The following is an 18,850-nucleotide window of genomic DNA, read 5'->3' on the forward strand; positions in this document are numbered from 1 at the left end:
AATACATCAATGAGTTGATTTAACTATTTCTAAACGCATTAAAATTATTGCGGGATGTTTTATTGCATTGCTCAGTGTCTACACGTTGATTTTACTACGATTAGGTGCTGTATATGGTGTGGATGTGTTTAGCATACAATAGCTGTATTCAATGTCATCCATTTAACATTCTTCCCATTTTTATGTTATAGCGGAGACGGAATCATATTGTTGTGCTTAGCAGACACCCAATATCGGATGGTGTTAATAATCACAAAAAAATTGATGATGGGTTGCTATTCGCTGTTGCTGTGATCGCTATTTCTGAATGGGCGTATGTGCAAGGGATTTCACTCTCGATTTATCTTGGACTGGAATAAAACAATCATCTAAGTTGGCGTTATACTTTAAGCATCCTTAGATAAATTTGGATTGAGCATTTTATGCGACCTTTATATGTCACCAGTGGTGAACCTGCAGGTATTGGACCTGATATTTGCCTGAGTTTGGCAGATCGACAAGATGAACGTCCAATTGTGGTATTGGCTGATCATCAATTATTAGAACAACGTGCCGAAATTCTAAACCAAAAAGTCGAATTGATTCAATATTCAGGTCAGCAGCACGCAGCTGCAGTGGGACAGTTGTATGTTGAACATGTGCCATTGGCCGCAGAGGTACAACTCGGTCATTTAAATGCTCAAAATGCGGCTTATGTGTTAGAGCAATTACGTCGTTCTGCATCGTATGCCATGACGGGTAAAAGTTTCGGTGTTGCGACAGCGCCAGTACAAAAATCGATTATTAATGAAGCGGGCATTTCGTTTAGTGGACATACTGAATATTATCAGGAGTTTGCAGGTGTAGAACGTGTGGTGATGATGTTGGCGACTAAAACGCTACGTGTTGCCCTCGTAACAACGCATTTACCGTTACGTGCAGTCGCAGATGCAATTACCAAAACACGTTTAGAACAAGTGATTGATATTTTGCTGCATGATTTAAAAAGTAAATTTAAGATCGAGCATCCTAAGGTATTAGTGTGTGGTTTGAATCCACATGCGGGTGAAGATGGTTATTTAGGCATGGAAGAAATTGAAGTCATTAATCCTGTGCTGCAAAATTACCGTAGCCGTGGGGAAAATCTAAGTCTGAGTTTGCCTGCAGATACGTTGTTTACCCCAGAAAATTTAAAAGATGCAGATGCGGTATTGGCGATGTATCACGATCAGGGTTTACCTGTGTTAAAATCTCAGGGCTTTGGTGAAGCAATTAATATTACTTTAGGCTTACCGTTTATTCGCACTTCAGTCGATCACGGCACAGCGCTCTCCCTCGCAGGTACAGGACTTGCGAAAAGTTCTAGCTTGCATGTTGCTGTCGATTTAGCGTTGGATTTAGCACGTTCATAATTTCAGCTTGGAAATCTTTATGTATCAAATTAATGCCCTAAACCCAAAGGAAGAAGGGCATCAGGCTCGTAAACGCTTTGGTCAAAACTTTTTACATGACCAACGTGTGATTGCCAAAATTGTACGCTCTGTTAACCCACGTCCGGGCGATAATATTGTCGAGATTGGGCCGGGTTTGGCGGCATTGACCTCGCCTTTAATTGGTGAGTGTGATGCCTTGACAGTAGTGGAGCTAGACCGTGATTTGGCTGCAGGCTTACCAGGACGCGTGCCACATCCTGAGCGTTTAACCATTGTAGAAAGTGATGCTCTAAAATACGATTTTAGTGAATTATTTACTGAAGGCCGTCCTTTACGTGTGGTTGGGAACTTGCCGTATAACATTTCGACGCCGCTTTTGTTTCATCTCTTAGAGTTTGGTGACAAAGTTAAAGACATGCACTTTATGCTGCAAAAAGAAGTGGTGGATCGTATTACCGCATCGCCAAACACCAAAGAATATGGGCGTTTATCGGTGATGATGCAATATTACTGCAAGCCAACCTTTTTGTTTGAAGTGCCACCTGGTGCATTTAACCCACCGCCTAAAGTGACTTCTGCGGTATTTCGCTTAGAACCCTATGCAACCAAACCAATTATTGCCAAAGATGAAAAAGCATTGGCACGTTTGGTGTCGCATGTCTTTACCCAGCGTCGTAAAACTTTACGCAATAGCTTAAAAGGCATGTTGGCTGAAGATGCGTTTGAGCGTGCAGGGGTAGACCCAATGGCACGTCCTGAAACTTTAAGCTTGAGTGCATTTGTCGCATTGGCAGATCAGATAGTGAATTAATGGCAGCAATTCGATACAACTATGTCATTGGTGATGTGCAGGGCTGCTTTGAAGCCTTAAAACTGTTATTAAAAGAAATACAGTTTGATCCAGATCAAGATTTTATCTGGTTTGCTGGCGACTTGGTGGCGCGGGGTGAAAACTCGGTAGGTGCTTTGCGTTTTATTAAAAAACTGGTGGATCGTGGCGTTGCGGCAACGGTGTTAGGCAATCACGATTTAACCTTGTTGGCAGGCGCACGTGGCTTAAAGAAAATCAAAGCGCAAGACAACACGCGTGATGTGATTGATGCAATTGACAGTGATGATTTGATTGACTGGTTACGAAAACAACCTTTGTGTCTTTTCCCGAATGCAAACACCATTTTAACTCATGCAGGCATTCCACATATTTGGGATGCGGAACAAACCGCAGCTATGGCAAAAGAGGTTGAGGCGGTGATTGGGCATGAGGACTTTGAGGTGGTGGATGCATTTTTAAAGGAAATGTATGGGGCAGAACCTACAGTTTGGTCAGATGATTTGACGGGACATGCGCGTTTACGTTGTATTACCAATTATTTGACCCGTATGCGTTTAGCCAATTTGCAGGGTGGTTTGGAGTTCAGCTTTAAAGATGCCTTAGATGACCCGATGCCAGAAGGTTTTAAACCGTGGTTTGAATATCCGTCTTTAGCTGCGCAAACACATCAAATCGTATTTGGTCATTGGGCGGCATTGCAAGGGAAAAGGGTAGCCGACAATATTCAAAATGTGGATGGCGGTTGTGTGTGGGGCAATCAGCTCATGGCGTATCGTTTGGAAGATCAGCAATTGTTTGCAGTGGATAATCCGCTGGCAGAATGGTAACAATACTTTATCTTTATAATTTGAAAATGTGATGTCGAAATGAAAACAGCCACCTATTAAAGTGGCTATTTTTATCTTGAATTTTATTGAATCCGAATCCAAGTTTGGCTGCGACCTAGTGTAGATACCCCCATATAAGCGCGCAAAGTCAAGCGCTTACCTGTCGAGTTGAGGCGAATTTTTGCATCGTAAATACGACCTGCCAATGGATCAATTACGCGTCCTTTTTCGTAATTATTGCTGTCTTTGACTTGTTGTAATCCTTTTAAAATGTCCATCCCTAAAATAGGTTGGTTAGTATAGGGCGCAGGGCATTTATTACAGAGTTCACGTGGGGTATAACCTGGACGTGGAGTTACTTTAATAATTTTACCCGTATAGGTTTGATTGGCTTCTTTACGAATTTCGATGACAGCTTTGGGTGAGCCTGTTTTATCATCAATTTGTTGCCAAGTGCCCGCTAAATCTTGTGCCATCGCCAAAGTGCTTAGACTGCCGAAGATGACGGCTATTCCTAAAGCCAATTTCTGAATCATTTTATTTCCCTTACTCGGTCTTTGCTCTAGTCTAATCTGTGAATTGACTGACACAAAGTCCCGAGTATCTAGAAAAAATGACCGATGCGACACAATTACTCGCTTATTGTTGGCGAATCCACGTTTGTGTCCGACCAATGGCTGAAATTCCGACGTAACCACGTAAAGTTAGACGTTTATTATTAGACGCTAAACGGCCTTTTAGGCTATACATTTTGCCTGTAAGTGGATCTAAAATACGTCCATCGGCATAGTTGTTATTTTCCACATGCTTTAAGCCATGAATAACTTCCAAACCCACCAAAGGTTTGTTGGTATAAGGTGCAGGACAATTCACACACATGGTTTTTGGGGTATAGCCTGGTCTTGGTGTGACTTTAATAATTTTACCTGTAAAGCTGCCATTTTCAGCTTTGGTAATTTCAATAAGTGCTTTAGGTGAGCCTGTTTTGTCATCAATACTTTGCCAGATACCCGTTAGGTCTGATGCAAACGCTGAGCCACTGAAGATGAAGCTTGCAAATACGCCCATCCATACATTTTTCTTCATATCAGTTCCTTTGATTGTCGAAAGTTATCACTGAGGTTAATTCAAGATATAAAGCGAGTTGTGGAAGGAGTCAAGCGATTTGAGAGGTAATGAATCTTAAAGTTGCAACTAAGATGTAGGAAAACCAAAAAAAAATGCCACGAACGTGTGGCAATTTATGTGAAAACAGAAGTGATTTATTATTCGCTTTTAATCCAAGTTTGGCTGCGTCCTAAGGCCGATACACCGACATAACCGCGCATGGTCAAACGCTTACCGTTGCTGCTTAATTTGGCTTTGGTGCTGTAAATATTACCGCTTAATGGGTCAATGATTTTTCCACCAGAGTAGTTCGTGCCACCTGTATGTTTTAAGCCTTTGAGTACATCCATGCCTAAAATAGGTTGGTTAGTATAAGGTGCAGGACAGTTGATACAGGTATCTTTAGGAGTATAGCCAGGACGAGGGGTAACTTTGACAATTTTAGCTGTATAGGTGCCATTGGCTTCCTGACGAATTTCTAAAATTGCTTTAGATGAACCCGTCTTATCGTCAATGTTTTTCCAAGTTCCTGTAATATCTTGGGCCAGCGCAAAACTACCTAACGCTGAGCAGATTAAAGCAACGGTGAGTTTCATCTTGACCATGTTCAATGTTCCTTCATTTCGCAAACTGGATATTTCATAATAAATAGAAAGTGAAATTGTCACAATGTGAAAAAGTGATTGCTCAGTCACATTCTTTGCAAATACAGTATAAATGTTGGCAGCCAAACTGCGGTAAACACCGCGTTGACTGCCATTCCAAAGGCAGCATAGCGTCCTGCAACACTACCTCGTTGCCACGCTTGGGCAGTACCGATGGCATGTGCAGCTAAGCCAAGTGCTAAGCCAGATGCACGTTCATCATTGATATGTTTTAAAATAAGCGGTGACAGAGCAGCACCAACGACACCCGATAAAATTACAATTAATATTACCAATTGAATCGGTGCTTCTAATAAGGTTGCGATATTAATCGCAATCGGCGTGGTCACTGCACGGGTGGCAAATGCCATAATATCGGCATTGGACATGTGTAGCGCATAAGCAAGCCCCATTGGTAGTGCCACAGCACTAAAACTGGCAAAGAGCAAAATACCTAAAATTGCTTTGAGGGGTAAATCATCATAACGCATCGCTGCTAGAGGAATGGCGAGTGCAACTGTCACATAACCCAATAATTGATTAAACAAAGGATTAGTTTGTGCGACGTAAGTTTCGTATGGAATCCCGAAAAAATACAACAGTAGCAACACAAAACACATGCCAAAGACAATGACGGGGATTTGCGGGACTTTTTGGTTACAAGGTTTTGCCAATAAATACGCAACAAGGGTGATTAAAAAACCATATAGAATAGACAGCATTTTTAATCTCCTAAAGCCAGCGTTTTGCCATTTTGGCATACAGCCAAAGTGGGATTAGTGTACTGATGCACAATACAATCAAGAAGATTGGAATTTGTTTGCCCATGTGCGTGAGCATAATTAATGAACCCGCACTGATGGGTAAAAAGGCAAAGGCACTTTCTTTCATAATTTTGTTATTGGTGTCGACTAGACGAGCGGGAATTTTACTGAGTTTGCGCCATGTAAATAATACTGCTAGCAGACTGAGCAAACCGACTAAATTGCCTAATTCTGGGTGATTAAATTGAGTCATGATCCACACAGAGGCTTCACGAAACACAATAATCAAAAGGAGTGTGCCGATCCATGCTGGCCAATCGATATGTTTTATCCTGCTCATTTTGATCTTTCGTTAAAATTTTACTTATCACGTTTTAACCGATTTGATCATCAATTTCAAATGCTTTAAGTAGACGTTTAAATTGTTCTGCCTGCGCACCTAAAATTTCGTCTATTGGTAAATGCGCCTGTTTGATCAGTTGTTCCAGTTTATGTGGTGCCATTCTGACTTGTAGATGTAATTGACCATCATCATCGTAATGTTCTGCCTGAATGACATTGAGCGCATACAGTTGATTGCGCAGTTTGCCATAAGCAGGTTGTAATTTTAGATCAAACTTTTGAATTTGTCCCATTAAACATTCATGTACGGCTTGCTTTAACAAGTCTAAACCTTGCCCTGAATGTGCTGACACATAGACACGGTCGGGTTGATGTGGTTTGTCATAGATAATTTTGGCTGTTTCGCCTGAAACATCAATTTTATTGTAAACCCGCAAAATGGGTACATCTGCACCAATTTCTTTCAGCACACCTTCGACTGCTTCAATTTGTTCCAACACATCTGGGCTGCTTGAATCAATCACATGCAGCAATAAACTGGCTTCTAAAGTTTCTTCCAAAGTTGCTTTAAATGATTCAACCAAAGCGTGGGACAGGTTTCTTACAAAGCCGACTGTATCTGCCAATACCAGACGTCCAATACCATCCCATTCTAAACGCCGCAAAGTGGGGTCAAGCGTAGCAAACAGTTGGTCTGCAGCATAAACATTGCTTTGCGCCAGAATGTTAAATAAGGTCGATTTACCAGCGTTGGTATAACCGACTAATGAAACGGTAGGAATGGCGGCTTTTTGTCGTGCCACACGACCTTGCGCACGCGTTTGACGAACTTTATCGAGTTTGGTTTTGAGTTGTCCCATGCGAATACGCAATAAGCGTCGGTCGGTTTCCAGCAAGGTTTCCCCAGGGCCACGTAAGCCAATACCACCTTTTTGACTGTCTAAGTTGCTACGACTACGCACCAAACGTGAAGATAAATGCTGTAATTGTGCCAATTCGACTTGTAATTTACCTTCGTAAGTGCGGGCGCGTTGAGCAAAAATATCTAAAATAAGTTCGGTACGATCCACCACGCGGCATTGCATCACTTTTTCTAAATTACGTGCCTGTGCAGGACTGAGCGCATGATCAAAAATGACCAAATTGGCTGCGTGTTCTTTGACCAATGTAGCAATTTCATCGGCTTTGCCTGAGCCAATAAAGAGTTTGGCATCGGGTTTGCTACGTTGAGTGTGGACGTGTTGTAAAACTTCTGCACCTGCAGATTCCGCCAAGAGCTGAAACTCTTCGGCATCGAGGTCTTCTAAAATTTGGACAGCGACACTGACCAGTACAACACGCTCGCCATTTTGATGTGGCACAAAATTTTCCACTCAGCGCAATCTCCATGCTAAAGCTTTATTCTAGTAGAAAAAATGCCTGTGCAGGGAATTAGATGATTGGAGTTTTCCTGCACCTTGATTTATTGCCATTTCAGTGTGTATAAACTCAAATGTGAGGATGATCCAAATATAGAATTTGTTTATTCAGATTAGAATTCTTAAAGACCGCTTTAAATCCATAATTCAGCCCTTCATCTTTACCATCTCCCACAGGAAGAAAGGACTTTTAATATCCACTTAACTTATTTCTCATGATTATTTTTTGATTTCTGAAAGAGCGCTAATTTTCGAAAAGTCGCATGTTTGCATGCGGGTTTCGGTTTTTCTTATCAATGCAAGTTATTATCAATGCAAGTTCAGATTGAACAGTATAGAATGAGCAAAATTTAGACCTTTATACGTTGTTTTGCGTTTAACAATTAGTGATGACCCTATGAACCCAGCTGTTGAAACTCACACATCTCCAATTCATGGTTTGGCAAAGCTTGCTTTGTATAGTAAAAAAGTTCTGGCAACGGCTGGCGCGATTGGTGAAGGGTTTTATTTGGTCTATCGTCATCAATTGTATAAAGACACCAACAACCCGAATAATACGCGCTATGTACAATATTTTTGCCGTCAATTGTGCAAAGTTTTTAATATTGAAGTGCAAATTCATGGTGAAATTCCGCATGACCCCGCACTATGGGTCAGTAATCATATTTCATGGTTAGATGTGGCAGTATTGGGTTCTAGTGCGCGGGTATTTTTTCTGGCCAAAGCTGAAATTGAAAAATGGCCGTTATTGGGTAAGTTAGCCAAAGGCGGTGGGACGCTATTTATTAAGCGTGGCTCTGGCGATTCAGTCAAAATTCGTGAACAAATCACGCAATTTCTAAAACAAGATATTCCCGTATTGTTTTTTCCTGAAGCGACTACGTCAGATGGAAGCAAAATTAAAAAAGTGCATGGTCGTATTTTAGGGGCGGCGATTGAAGCGAAACGACCTGTGCAAATTTGTCTGATTTGCTATGTGAATCAGCAAGGTGAGTTAGATACCGTTGCGCCGTTTATTAATGACATGACTTTTGTTGATCATGTGAAAGATGTTTTGGAAATGCCGAAAGTGACAGCGCATTTAATGGCTTTGCCTGCAATTGCGGTTGAAGGGCACGATATTGAATCTTTAACTGCTGTGGTACAGGAACGCATGACAGAAGGTTTGGCTGAATTGCATCGTCAGGTATTAAAACCACAAACGCTGACATCATAAAACAAGCTTAGGCGTGTTTTATTTGCTAAACATAGCCTAAGCAAATCATGTTGCTCTAAAAAAATGGTCATCATCCAACAGCTTAAATATTTCGTTACTACATAAAACCTTCGATTGGCAGCCATGAAGTAATTTTCATAGCTGCACGTTGATACCATCTCATCCCTGGTTCTTTTTTCAGAATTTGAGTTTCACCTTGTGGATTTTTCATGTGCCATTGAATGTTTTGCTGCGCATCCAAAACCAGTTTATAAGCATATTTAGACAAATTGACATCCATGGTCTGGTGAACTGCACGAGCCAATGGCGGACTATTTAAAATTACTCCAATTTCAGTGTTTAAATATGCCGAGCGCGGATCAAAATTAAATGAACCAATAAACACCTGTTTTTCATCCAGCGCCATGAGCTTGGCATGTAAACTAGAACGGCTTAAACCTTTCATACTGACTTTGGCTTTTTTGGAAATTTCTTGCGTATGTGTATTTAGGTTTTCCATTTCAGGTTGTGCCAAAAACTCATAGAGCTGCACGTTATTTGCCAATAAATCTTCCCGATATTTTGCATAAAAAGCATGTACTACTGGGACATCGTTGGCTTTAAAGGAGTTGGTCAGTACGCGTACCTGGATGCCATCATTCGCTAAGTTTTTTAGTTTTTCTGCCCCTGATTGTTCAGGGACAAAATAAGCAGAAATAATATCGACACTACTACTTGGCTTTTCTAAATGCGTCAGCAGTTGAAAGTTGAGATGTTCCTCTTTTGAGGCGCGGTCTTTAATTTTACTCGGCGCATCTTTGACCACTTCAGCACTGACCCAATCGAACTTAATACTATGCGTCATCCACTGTTCAATCGCTTTAGAACGAGTCACCAAATCTAAATAATTTTGTACGGTGGCTTCTTGATCGTGCTGTTCTAATTGCTGTTTTAAGCTTTCATAACGCAAGGTGTAATGTCGTGGATTGACCAGTTGCTTGACTGAATAAGCATAGTCATCATTCCAGTATTCATCAAAAGAGTGAATGATTTCATCCGAAGCTGAGCCGACTAACATCACATCGACATCAGAAAATTGATAATTGTCGCTGACGTTATAGTATTGATTGCTCATATTGCGCCCACCAATCAGAGAAATTTGGTTATCGGCAATAAAGCTTTTGTTGTGCATACGACGATTAATACGTTTCAAATCCAAAATCATGTCCATGGCACGATAATGTCGAAAGCGATATGGATTATATAGTTTGATGTCGATATTGACATGTTGATCGAGCGCGAGATAAATGCCTTCCATTTTTTTGGCATTGTTATCATCTACCAATAAGCGGACTTTCACGCCACGATCAGCCGCACGAATAATGGCATGTAGCGCAAGCGCGCCAATTTTATCGTTATCCCAAATATAATATTGTAAATCTAAAGATTTTTCTGCTTTATTAATCAGATAGATACGTGCTGCTAGGGCTTCGAGCGGATCATATAGGACATGATAACCCGTAAGCTGCGGATATTTTTCGCGGAGCGGCAGTACGATTTTAGCCAAACTGGTTTGATCGGTTGGGGTTTCAAACGCCATTTGAATCGGATGTTCAATCTGTTTGGGCAGCGTGCTACAGCCTGAGAGTGTCAAAACGAAGGCGCAACTCAGCCATAAAAGGTTGTGCCGAATATTTTGAAATGGGGCGGATGAGCTGCGATTTGCCAAATTAAATTCCTTTTTAGCACGGGGAGCAAATAAGTTAAAAATAGGGTTTGAGTATAATTGTCAGCTATGAAAAGATAAATATGACAATACAGATATATGACGTGCAGGGGCTAAATGGGACATTTGGGTTTAGCGCAGCATTGAATGGCAGAAGTGTGAAGTAATAGAGAATAAATATGTGGAATAACGATTCAGTCGTGTTGTATTTCTATATTGGTATGGCGATTTTGGCGTTGTGGGCAGTTTCGCAAGCATGGCGCAGTCAGGCCAATACAGAAACCATTCACCCGTTTAAGGCCTTTGTGCATTTACTGGCATTTTATTTGTCTTACCTGTTGCCGCCTTTAGTTTTTTTTAGTGTTTATGCGGGTGTTCAGGGCTATTATTCCATCCACGAAGCAATTTTTGTATTTTTAGTCAGCGCAGTGTTGAGTTATGCACGTTTTATTGAGCCGCATTTGATTCAAGTTAAAACTACTCAATATCAAATTCATCCAGATCGCCGTTTATCCAAGCCCGTCAAAATTGCTTTAATTGCAGATTTACATATTGGTTTATTTTCTGGACATGAGCGTCAATTAAAGCAAATTGTGAAGAAACTCAATTTGCAAAACCCTGATATTGTGGTTGTGGCAGGCGACTGGACTTATGAGCCTGAAAATAAATTGGTCGAAGAATTGACAGTTTTAAAAGAAATTTGTGCGCCTGTATATTCGGTAAATGGCAATCATGATGAACAGTATCCAGGCCCGCCCATTCAGGAGCTGTTAAAAACGGCTTTAGAACAAAATAATGTAATTGATATTGAAGGCAGAATTGTCGAATTTGATGAGTTTCGTTTGCTCGGTATTGGCGATTTATGGGCAGGTAAAACCGATATGCGCTATATGCCTGATTTACCTCAGGACAAGCCGTGGGTGTTGTTATCACACAACCCCGATACAGTCGATATGGTGCCAAAATTGCCAACACGCCCGTTGATGTTGGCAGGACATACTCATGGTGGGCAGGTTGAGCTGCCATGGTTGACCGATTATGTGATGAAAAAAGTATCCATTTTAGGGCATAAAAAAGGCTTATATCGCCATGATCATGCCGACGTGTTTGTGACTGTGGGCACAGGAATGGTGGGTGTTCCTTTTCGTTTTGGTGTGCCACCCACGATTGATATGATTGAATTATTGTAAGTATTGTGATTATCATTCATTTGAAAAAACCAGCCTCGGCTGGTTTTTTTGATGCAATATTTACGCTTAAATTTGGTTATTCACATCATCATGCTTGGTTTCTCGAATCATTAAGAATGCGATTAAAGACAAGATGGATGCGGCACTTAAATAATAGCCAACTGCAGCCAAGCCATAAGTGGTGGCGAGTTTGGTAGCAATCAGTGGGGCAAACGATGCGCCAAAAATACCCGCCAAGTTAAATGTAAGTGCCGAGCCTGTATAGCGTACAGATGTTGGAAAAATTTCAGACAAGACTGTACCAATTGGCCCGTAAGTAAGCCCCATAATCGCCAAGCCAATACACAGGAACATAAAAACAATCCACGTGCTGCCTGAAGCAAGCATATCTGCAAAGAATAAGCCAAAAATTGCAGAGATGATACACACCGCAATAGACGTGGTTTTACGTCCAAATTTTTCGGCTAAAACGGCTGAGAGGGGAATAAAAGCGGCAAAACACAATGTGGCTAAAAGTTGAAGTTTTAAAAACTCTTCACGTGAATAGCCCAGTTGTTTGGTGCCCCATTGCAAGGCAAATACCGTGGTCAGATAAAACACCACAAAGGTACAAATTGCAGCAATTGTACCTAGCACTAACATTTTAGCGTGTTTTTTAAAGACTTGAATAAATGGCACATTGACTTCTTTTTGCTTATTCAACACTTTTTGAAAGGCCGGGGTTTCATGCAGTTTTAAGCGAATCCATAAACCGACAATCACCAATAAGGCACTGGAAATAAACGGGATGCGCCAGCCCCATGTCATAAAGTCCTGCTCAGACATCAGCGCACCTAAAATGAGGAATGAACCTGTGGCAAGAATAAAACCAATCGGTGCGCCCAATTGTGGGAACATGCCATACCAAGCACGTTTACCTTCAGGGGCATTTTCTGTGGCTAACAGTACCGCACCTGACCATTCGCCGCCTAAGCCTAAACCTTGTCCTAAACGACACAGTGCCAATAATATGGGTGCGACAATGCCAATTTGTGCATACGTTGGCAGTAAACCAATACAGACTGTAGAAATCCCCATGGTCAATAATGCCGCGACCAAAGTGGCTTTGCGCCCAATCCGATCTCCCAAATGTCCAAACAGGGCTGCACCAATAGGACGGGCGATAAAGGCAATTGCAAAGGTGGCCAGTGACTGAATGGTTGCCGTCATTGGGTCAGTACTGGTCGGAAAGAACAGATACGGAAAAATAATGACTGCCGCAGTGGCGTAGATATAAAAGTCAAAAAACTCGATGGTGGTACCGACCAAGCTTGCAGTCAGTACTCGAAATTTAGAATTTTGAGTCGGCTGTTCAGCGGCAGCAGTAGATGAAGATGCCATACAGGACCTTATGTAAAGTGAATTTTAAATGAAAGTGCAATTTGGCACAGACTGCACGGGCAGAAAAATAGTCAATACTTCTTGTGGTTATGCTTTTTTGGACAAGAAGTTGGTCACAAAACTATATCCATGAATATCGTCAAAGTCTAACCGTTTCATGTGTAAGGCATGAACGAGATTCAGCATGATTAAATCACATACAGATAAATTGCCAGAAAGTGTGCGCCTGCACCAATGAGGACAAATACATGCCAAATTGCGTGGGTATATCTTACGCGTTTTAAGGCATAAAACAATGCACCCACGGTGTAGGCAATCCCGCCAATCAGCAAAAAGGTCAGGGCTTGGCTGCTTAAATAGGATTGCATATCGTCTATGACCAGAACGGCTAACCAACCCATCACCAAGTAGGCAATTAACGAAATTTTATGAAAACGGTTGATGAATACCAGTTTAAAGAGGGTGCCAATCAAGGCAATTATCCATAAGGCAATTAACAAATATTGTGCTTTTTGCGTAGGAATCGCGATGGATAGAAACGGGGTATAAGTACCTGCTATTAAATAATAAATTGCGGTGTGATCTAGCTTTTTATAAAAATAACGACGGTCTGCTGCCGTTGCCATGTGGTACAGCATTGAAGCAGAAAAAAGCAGTACCATGCTTAATGCATAGGCCCACAAACCTAGCCATTGCCCTGTGCTTAAATACGCACCTTTAATGATTAAAAGAATACCTGCAATAAATGCCAAAACCGCACCAACGCCATGACTCAGATAGTTAATCCGTTCTTCTTGCAGGTCATAATCAGACACTAAAGGGGCGTTTAATTTCATGGCGAATCTGCTTTAACTTCTTTAATTATACAACTGTATCGTAATTCAATTTTGCTTTTAGGGTAATAACAATTAAACTTGAATTGTAATTTTTCCAGGTTTTTATTATGTCGACTTTGGCTTCTCCCTCTGTGCAGGAACAACAATTCTTAGAGGCTTTTCAGCAAGCCATTGATACACAAAAGCTTGATCGTGTGGTGCTGAGTCAATATAAAGGTGAACTAGAACACTTAGAAAAAATCACTTTGCGGGTGATTCAGCTGAATCAAGATGCCGTTTTAAATTGTTTGTATCGCCATAAAACGCAGGATATCACCAAAAACTATCCTTTGGCAGAAGCGCAGATGCAATTGAGTCACTTATTGGCAGATTGTAAACAGGCCAATCTATTTACGAATGATCAGGAAATTCAGCTAAAAAAGAACAAGAAGAAAGCCATGCTCAGCATCAGTAAAACTGTACCGACTAGCGCGAAATCGAAAGAACCGCAAGGACATGACCGAGAAAAGCAGCGTTATGTTGATCACTCCAGCCCATTTTTACAACACTTGGGTATTAGCGATGCCAAAGCGCAAATTATTCCGAGCATGGCGCGTAAATGGAAACAGATTAATAAATTCATTGAAATTTTTTCGGGGGCTTTGGCGCAAATCAAAAGTTCGGAAAATACGTTACGCGTGGTGGATTTTGGCTCAGGCAAAGGCTATTTAACTTTTGCGTTATATGACTATTTGCAAAAGCAGCAATTTCTTCCTTTTGTGACTGGGGTGGAACTGAACCCGAAAATGGTTGAGTTTTGTCAGTCGGTGGCCAGTGCTTCAGACTTTCAGCAGTTAGACTTTTTTCAGGGCGATGTACGCACCTATCAGCCTGAACATTTAGATGTGATGATTGCTTTGCATGCCTGTGATGTCGCCACTGATTTTGCAATTCATACGGGTATTCGCCTGAATGCACAAATGATTATGTGCGCGCCGTGTTGTCATAAAGAGTTACGTCCGCAATTACAAAGCCCAAGCGTGTTGCAACCGATGCTACAATTTGGCATTCATGCAGGACAGCAGGCGGAAATGTTAACCGATACCATCCGCGCTTTATTGCTCAAAGCCTATGGTTATGACACCAAAGTTTTTGAGTTTGTCGCTTTAGAACACACCAGTAAAAACAAAATGATTTTGGCAACCAAACGTCAAAATTGGAGTGAACCTGATCAGACCGTTTTGGCGCAAATTCGTGATTTAAAAACCATGTACGGTATTCAAAAACACTCTTTGGAGTTATTGTTGAATGATCAGTGGGATCAGCAGGGCATTGGTTCTAAGTGCTAAGCAAGATGGAACAGGATAAAAAGATGCAAGATTATGAAATTCAATCGGGCACTTGGGCGCAGTTTGCCGCAGAGGCTAAATCTATTCGTGAGCAAGTCTTTATTCTGGAACAGCGAATTGCGCCTGAAGATGAGTGGGATGCACAAGATGCAGTTGCCCTGCATTTTGTGGTTTATATAGGAAAGCAGGCGATTGCAACAGCACGCTTATTGGAAAATCACAGTATTGGGCGGGTCGCGGTACTGAAGTCACAGCGTGGTTTAGGTGTGGGACGTGTTCTAATGCAGCATATTATTCAGATGGCAAAGCAGCAGCAACGTCCGTGGGTCAAGTTGTCTGCGCAGGAACACGCGATTCCGTTTTATCAAAGCTTGGGTTTTCAGGTGGAGGGTGAATCGTATTTAGATTGTGGTATTGCGCATGTAGACATGCGTTTAGTGTTTGAAAGTTGAATACAATGAAGATTGTGACATGGAATTGTAATGGTGCTTTTAGAAATAAAATTGAGCCTATTCTTCAATTTGATGCCGATATTTATATTATTCAGGAATGTGAGCATACGGAACAAGCAAAGAAAATTTATCGACAATATTTTTCTAATTTTGTTTGGAAAGGAAATAATAAGAATAAAGGCATAGGTATTTTTACATAAGATGTTTTATCACTAGAAGTATTAGATTGGCAAGACAACAAACTAGAACTATTTTTACCTATTCAAGTTAATCAATCCTTTACGCTCCTTGCTGTATGGGCAAAACATGCAAACTCTCCAACTTTTGCATATATTGGTCAAATTTGGAAATATTTACAGTTACATCAACTAAAAATGCAAAATATTCCGCTCATTATTGGTGGAGATTTTAACAGCAACTCACAGTGGGATGTTTGGGATCGGTGGTGGAATCACTCCGATGTCATACGTATATTTAATGATCTAAAAATAAAGAGTCTTTACCATCACATTTCTAATGAGAAACAAGGGCAGGAAAGTCAAGCAACATTCTTTTTACAGCGAAATTTAGCGAAGGCATATCATATTGATTATATGTTTGCTTCTGAGCAATTTTGGAAAATAGATCAAGCTAGCATGCAGGTGGGAGATCAGCCACCTTTGCTAAGTTTGAGTGATCATTTACCACTATATTTTGATCTAGCATCCAAGTTTGAAAAATAGACCCTAAGAGTAGAGTCTATTTTCAAATGGTATTTAATTAGTGCCCATGTGCAGGTGCTTGCTCATGGCTTTCAGGCATAGCAGCATGTTCAGTTTCAGTCATAGCATGTGCGTCTGCTGTAGGTGCAGCTTTTAATACTTCTCGAGCTTCACGGTCAGCTTGTGCCTTTGCAATCGCTTCTTGTGACATGGCTGGTGCATTTTTAAACGCATGTTGTTGGGTATTTTGCTTTTGTTGCTGGCTAGGCATGTAGTCAGGTTCATTTGTAACCGCTAACCAGAAAATAAACATGAAAATACCACCCAAAATACAGAAAATAAAGAGTGCTTTCCAACCCCAAGGTGATTTTTCAGGAGTAAGGCGTTCGGTCATGTGCTTCTACCCAATTTGAATCTAAATCTTAAAATTATGTAACTTTATAACATAAAATCCATAAAAAACGGATTAAATTCTATTCATGCAGGGATATTTATTATAATTTTAAGCAAATAAAAAGAGGGATGATGTATCCCTCTTTAAATTAAAAGTTAGATTTAAATACTTGCTGCACCTGCGGCAACACGGTCTTGCAAGATTTTAGGTGGGGTAAAGCGCTCGCCATATTCTGCTGCAAGTTGCTGTGCCCGTGCTAAAGCCTGTGTTAAACCATATTGATTTAGAAACTGCAAAGCACCGCCTGTCCATGCAGGAAAACCAATGCCAAAAATTGAACCCACATTGGCATCAATGACAGATTCTAAAACACCTTCTTCCAAGCATCGTAAGCTGTCCAGTGCTTGCACAAATAAGAAACGGTCAATCATCTCTTGTTCAGCGATTTCGGTATTTTGATACCAGTGGCTTAACCCCGACCAAAGCTGTTTTTTACCCTGTTCAGGATAGTCATAAAAGCCTGCACCAGCAGCTTTGCCTTTACGCGAGAATTGATGAATCATGGTTTGAATGACTTCATCTGCACTCGACATTGGTCGGTCTTTCCCTTCGGCTTGTAACGCCTTGCGCGCTTCTTGTGCTACGTGTTCAGATAAGGTTAAAGATACTTCATCCTGAATGGCAAGTGGGCCAACAGGCATGCCTGCTTTTAAAGCAGCCATTTCAATTTTGGCAGGATGTACGCCTTCTGCTAGTATGCGCAAGCCTTCCTGTACAAAAGTGCCAAACACCCGACTGGTAAAAAAGCCGCGGCTGTCATTGACCACAATCGGTGTTTTACCAATGTATTGCACAAAATCATAAGCTTTTGCCAAAGTATCGGCAGAGGTATTTTTTCCTTTAATGATTTCGACCAACGGCATTTTATCGACAGGACTAAAGAAATGCAGTCCAATAAAACGCTGTTGATCTTGCGCAGCTTGGGCAAGCCCGCTTATTGGCAAAGTTGAGGTATTGGATGCCATCACACCTTGTTCTGCCAGAAAAACTTCGGCTTCTTGTGTGACTTGCGCCTTGAGTTGAGGATTTTCAAATACCGCCTCAATAATCAAATCACAGCCTTGTAAATCGGCAGCCTGTGCAGTTGGATGAATATTGGCTAAGACTTGTGCTGCTCGCTCTGCACTTATACGACCTTGCGATACTTGTTTATCTAGTATTTTTTGACTGTAAGCTTTGCCTTTTTCAGCGTGTTCGATGGATACATCTTTAAGAACAACCGTAATCCCTTTGCTTGCTGTGGCATAAGCAATACCTGCACCCATCATGCCTGCACCTAAAATGCCAACTTTTTGGGTTTGATTCGTTGCAATGCCTTGCGGACGGCTAGAGCCCGATTTAATCGCATTCAGCCCATGCCAAAAGGTGCCAATCATATTTTTAGAAATTTGACCTGTTGCGAGCTGGGTAAAATAGCGGGATTCAATGCGTAAGGCTGTATCGACATCAACCTGCGCACCTTCTACTGCTGCGCTCAAAATTGCTTCTGGCGCAGGGTAACAGCCTTTGGTTTTGTCGCGTAGCATGGCAGGAGCAATCGAAAGCATTTGTGCGACAGCAGGCGTGGATGGTGATCCCCCAGGGATTTTATAGCCTTTGACATCAAATACTTGTTGTGATTGCGGGTGAGCAAGAATCCAGTCTTGGGCTTTGCTAAGTAATTCTGCTTCATTTTCAGCAAGATCATGTATTAAACCTAAACGTTGTGCTTTTTCCACATTCAACTGTTTACCTTCCATCAACAGCGGTAGGGCAGTTTGCAAACCCAATAACCTTACCATCCGTACAATACCCCCACCACCAGGCAATAAGCCTAGCGTTACTTCGGGTAAACCAAACTTGGTTTTTGCATCACGAATCGCAATACGATGATGACAGCACAGCGCAAGTTCCCATCCGCCACCAAGTGCCGTCCCATTTAAGGTAGCTACTACAGGAATGCCACGAGTTTCAATATAACGCAGCTGTGCTTTTAGCTGTTCAATCATCTGAAAAAATGAGCTGGCATGTTCAGGCTGTACTTGAATTAACTCATCTAAGTCACCGCCTGCAAAAAAAGTTTTTTTTGCAGAGGCAAAAATAATCCCCGCCACCTGTTCGTCTGCTTGTAACTTTTGCACCACTTGCGCTAATGCATCTCTAAAGTCAGCATTCATGGTGTTGGCAGATTGATTTGGCGAGTCAAAGGTTAGAATTACAATGTTATCGGCATTTTTTTGATAGTGAATGGCGCTCATTTTAT

General features: G+C 41.4%; 20 protein-coding genes. 9 read left to right on the plus strand and 11 right to left on the minus strand.

Features of this window, described 5'->3' with window-relative positions:
- Window positions 1-422 precede the first annotated feature (422 nt).
- The 3 genes from pdxA to AC0T5Z_RS03045 are packed head-to-tail and all read left to right on the plus strand — an operon-like array spanning window position 423 to window position 3,071.
- A complete protein-coding gene (gene pdxA, locus AC0T5Z_RS03035; protein ID WP_435337164.1) occupies window positions 423-1,391 on the plus strand; it encodes a 4-hydroxythreonine-4-phosphate dehydrogenase PdxA in 969 nt (322 codons plus the stop codon).
- A 19-nt stretch (window positions 1,392-1,410) separates the two neighbouring features.
- Entirely contained in the window at window positions 1,411-2,223 is an 813-nt protein-coding gene (gene rsmA, locus AC0T5Z_RS03040; protein WP_435337163.1) for a 16S rRNA (adenine(1518)-N(6)/adenine(1519)-N(6))-dimethyltransferase RsmA, read from the plus strand.
- Window positions 2,223-3,071: a symmetrical bis(5'-nucleosyl)-tetraphosphatase gene (locus AC0T5Z_RS03045; RefSeq protein ID WP_435337162.1), complete on the plus strand. Its 849-nt coding sequence runs from the start codon at window positions 2,223-2,225 to the stop codon at window positions 3,069-3,071. Before rsmA ends, AC0T5Z_RS03045 begins: the two co-directional genes overlap by 1 nt.
- Before the next feature lie 83 nt (window positions 3,072-3,154).
- Here the strand turns inward: AC0T5Z_RS03045 and AC0T5Z_RS03050 are convergent, their stop codons facing one another.
- The 6 genes from AC0T5Z_RS03050 to hflX form a co-directional block, all read right to left on the minus strand.
- On the minus strand, window positions 3,155-3,607 hold the full coding sequence (locus tag AC0T5Z_RS03050) for a DUF2147 domain-containing protein (protein ID WP_168418863.1): 453 nt from the start codon (window positions 3,605-3,607) through the stop codon (window positions 3,155-3,157).
- A gap of 103 nt (window positions 3,608-3,710) precedes the next feature.
- A complete protein-coding gene (locus AC0T5Z_RS03055) occupies window positions 3,711-4,157 on the minus strand; it encodes a DUF2147 domain-containing protein (RefSeq protein ID WP_315278795.1) in 447 nt (148 codons plus the stop codon).
- 179 nt (window positions 4,158-4,336) lie between these two features.
- A complete protein-coding gene (locus AC0T5Z_RS03060; protein ID WP_291341164.1) occupies window positions 4,337-4,783 on the minus strand; it encodes a DUF2147 domain-containing protein in 447 nt (148 codons plus the stop codon).
- An 86-nt stretch (window positions 4,784-4,869) separates the two neighbouring features.
- On the minus strand, window positions 4,870-5,544 hold the full coding sequence (locus AC0T5Z_RS03065) for an LrgB family protein (RefSeq protein WP_291341165.1): 675 nt from the start codon (window positions 5,542-5,544) through the stop codon (window positions 4,870-4,872).
- Between the two features lie 10 nt (window positions 5,545-5,554).
- A complete protein-coding gene (locus AC0T5Z_RS03070) occupies window positions 5,555-5,926 on the minus strand; it encodes a hypothetical protein (RefSeq protein ID WP_291341166.1) in 372 nt (123 codons plus the stop codon).
- Between the two features lie 34 nt (window positions 5,927-5,960).
- The gene (gene hflX, locus AC0T5Z_RS03075; RefSeq protein WP_291341169.1) at window positions 5,961-7,301 is read right to left on the minus strand and encodes a ribosome rescue GTPase HflX; all 1,341 of its coding nucleotides are present in this window, start codon (window positions 7,299-7,301) and stop codon (window positions 5,961-5,963) included.
- A gap of 442 nt (window positions 7,302-7,743) precedes the next feature.
- On the opposite strand from hflX, the gene AC0T5Z_RS03080 reads away from it, so the two are divergent.
- Window positions 7,744-8,562, plus strand: coding sequence for a lysophospholipid acyltransferase family protein (locus AC0T5Z_RS03080; RefSeq protein WP_070153822.1), 819 nt, complete (start codon window positions 7,744-7,746; stop codon window positions 8,560-8,562).
- A 97-nt stretch (window positions 8,563-8,659) separates the two neighbouring features.
- On the opposite strand, the gene AC0T5Z_RS03085 is transcribed toward AC0T5Z_RS03080, so the two are convergent.
- Entirely contained in the window at window positions 8,660-10,270 is a 1,611-nt protein-coding gene (locus AC0T5Z_RS03085; protein ID WP_291341173.1) for a phospholipase D family protein, read from the minus strand.
- 176 nt (window positions 10,271-10,446) lie between these two features.
- Between AC0T5Z_RS03085 and AC0T5Z_RS03090 the strand changes: the two genes are divergently transcribed.
- Window positions 10,447-11,457, plus strand: coding sequence for a metallophosphoesterase (locus AC0T5Z_RS03090; protein WP_291341174.1), 1,011 nt, complete (start codon window positions 10,447-10,449; stop codon window positions 11,455-11,457).
- A 66-nt stretch (window positions 11,458-11,523) separates the two neighbouring features.
- Here the strand turns inward: AC0T5Z_RS03090 and AC0T5Z_RS03095 are convergent, their stop codons facing one another.
- Together AC0T5Z_RS03095 and trhA are read right to left on the minus strand one after the other, a co-directional pair.
- Window positions 11,524-12,837 carry an MFS transporter gene (locus AC0T5Z_RS03095; RefSeq protein ID WP_291341176.1) on the minus strand — a complete coding sequence of 438 codons (1,314 nt, stop codon included), beginning with the start codon at window positions 12,835-12,837 and terminating at the stop codon, window positions 11,524-11,526.
- Window positions 12,838-13,025: 188 nt separating this feature from the next.
- The gene (trhA, locus tag AC0T5Z_RS03100; RefSeq protein ID WP_291341178.1) at window positions 13,026-13,673 is read right to left on the minus strand and encodes a PAQR family membrane homeostasis protein TrhA; all 648 of its coding nucleotides are present in this window, start codon (window positions 13,671-13,673) and stop codon (window positions 13,026-13,028) included.
- 107 nt (window positions 13,674-13,780) lie between these two features.
- Here trhA and AC0T5Z_RS03105 point away from each other — a divergent pair, with 107 nt between their 5' ends.
- The 4 genes from AC0T5Z_RS03105 to AC0T5Z_RS03120 all read left to right on the plus strand — a co-directional run bounded on the left by AC0T5Z_RS03105 (window position 13,781) and on the right by AC0T5Z_RS03120 (window position 16,175).
- The gene (locus tag AC0T5Z_RS03105; protein WP_435337161.1) at window positions 13,781-15,001 is read left to right on the plus strand and encodes a class I SAM-dependent methyltransferase; all 1,221 of its coding nucleotides are present in this window, start codon (window positions 13,781-13,783) and stop codon (window positions 14,999-15,001) included.
- Window positions 15,002-15,024: 23 nt separating this feature from the next.
- Window positions 15,025-15,453, plus strand: a complete 429-nt coding sequence (locus AC0T5Z_RS03110; RefSeq protein ID WP_291341182.1) for a GNAT family N-acetyltransferase — start codon at window positions 15,025-15,027, stop codon at window positions 15,451-15,453.
- Window positions 15,454-15,458: 5 nt separating this feature from the next.
- On the plus strand, window positions 15,459-15,653 hold the full coding sequence (locus AC0T5Z_RS03115; RefSeq protein WP_291341184.1) for an exonuclease/endonuclease/phosphatase family protein: 195 nt from the start codon (window positions 15,459-15,461) through the stop codon (window positions 15,651-15,653).
- A gap of 174 nt (window positions 15,654-15,827) precedes the next feature.
- Complete coding sequence (locus AC0T5Z_RS03120) at window positions 15,828-16,175, plus strand: exonuclease/endonuclease/phosphatase family protein (protein ID WP_435337160.1); 348 nt, start codon at window positions 15,828-15,830, stop codon at window positions 16,173-16,175.
- Between the two features lie 37 nt (window positions 16,176-16,212).
- On the opposite strand, the gene AC0T5Z_RS03125 is transcribed toward AC0T5Z_RS03120, so the two are convergent.
- Together AC0T5Z_RS03125 and AC0T5Z_RS03130 are read right to left on the minus strand one after the other, a co-directional pair.
- Window positions 16,213-16,548, minus strand: a complete 336-nt coding sequence (locus AC0T5Z_RS03125; RefSeq protein WP_435337159.1) for a hypothetical protein — start codon at window positions 16,546-16,548, stop codon at window positions 16,213-16,215.
- 161 nt (window positions 16,549-16,709) lie between these two features.
- Complete coding sequence (locus AC0T5Z_RS03130; protein ID WP_435337158.1) at window positions 16,710-18,845, minus strand: 3-hydroxyacyl-CoA dehydrogenase NAD-binding domain-containing protein; 2,136 nt, start codon at window positions 18,843-18,845, stop codon at window positions 16,710-16,712.
- Window positions 18,846-18,850 lie beyond the last annotated feature (5 nt).

It is taken from the genome of Acinetobacter pengchengensis (genome assembly GCF_982235305.1).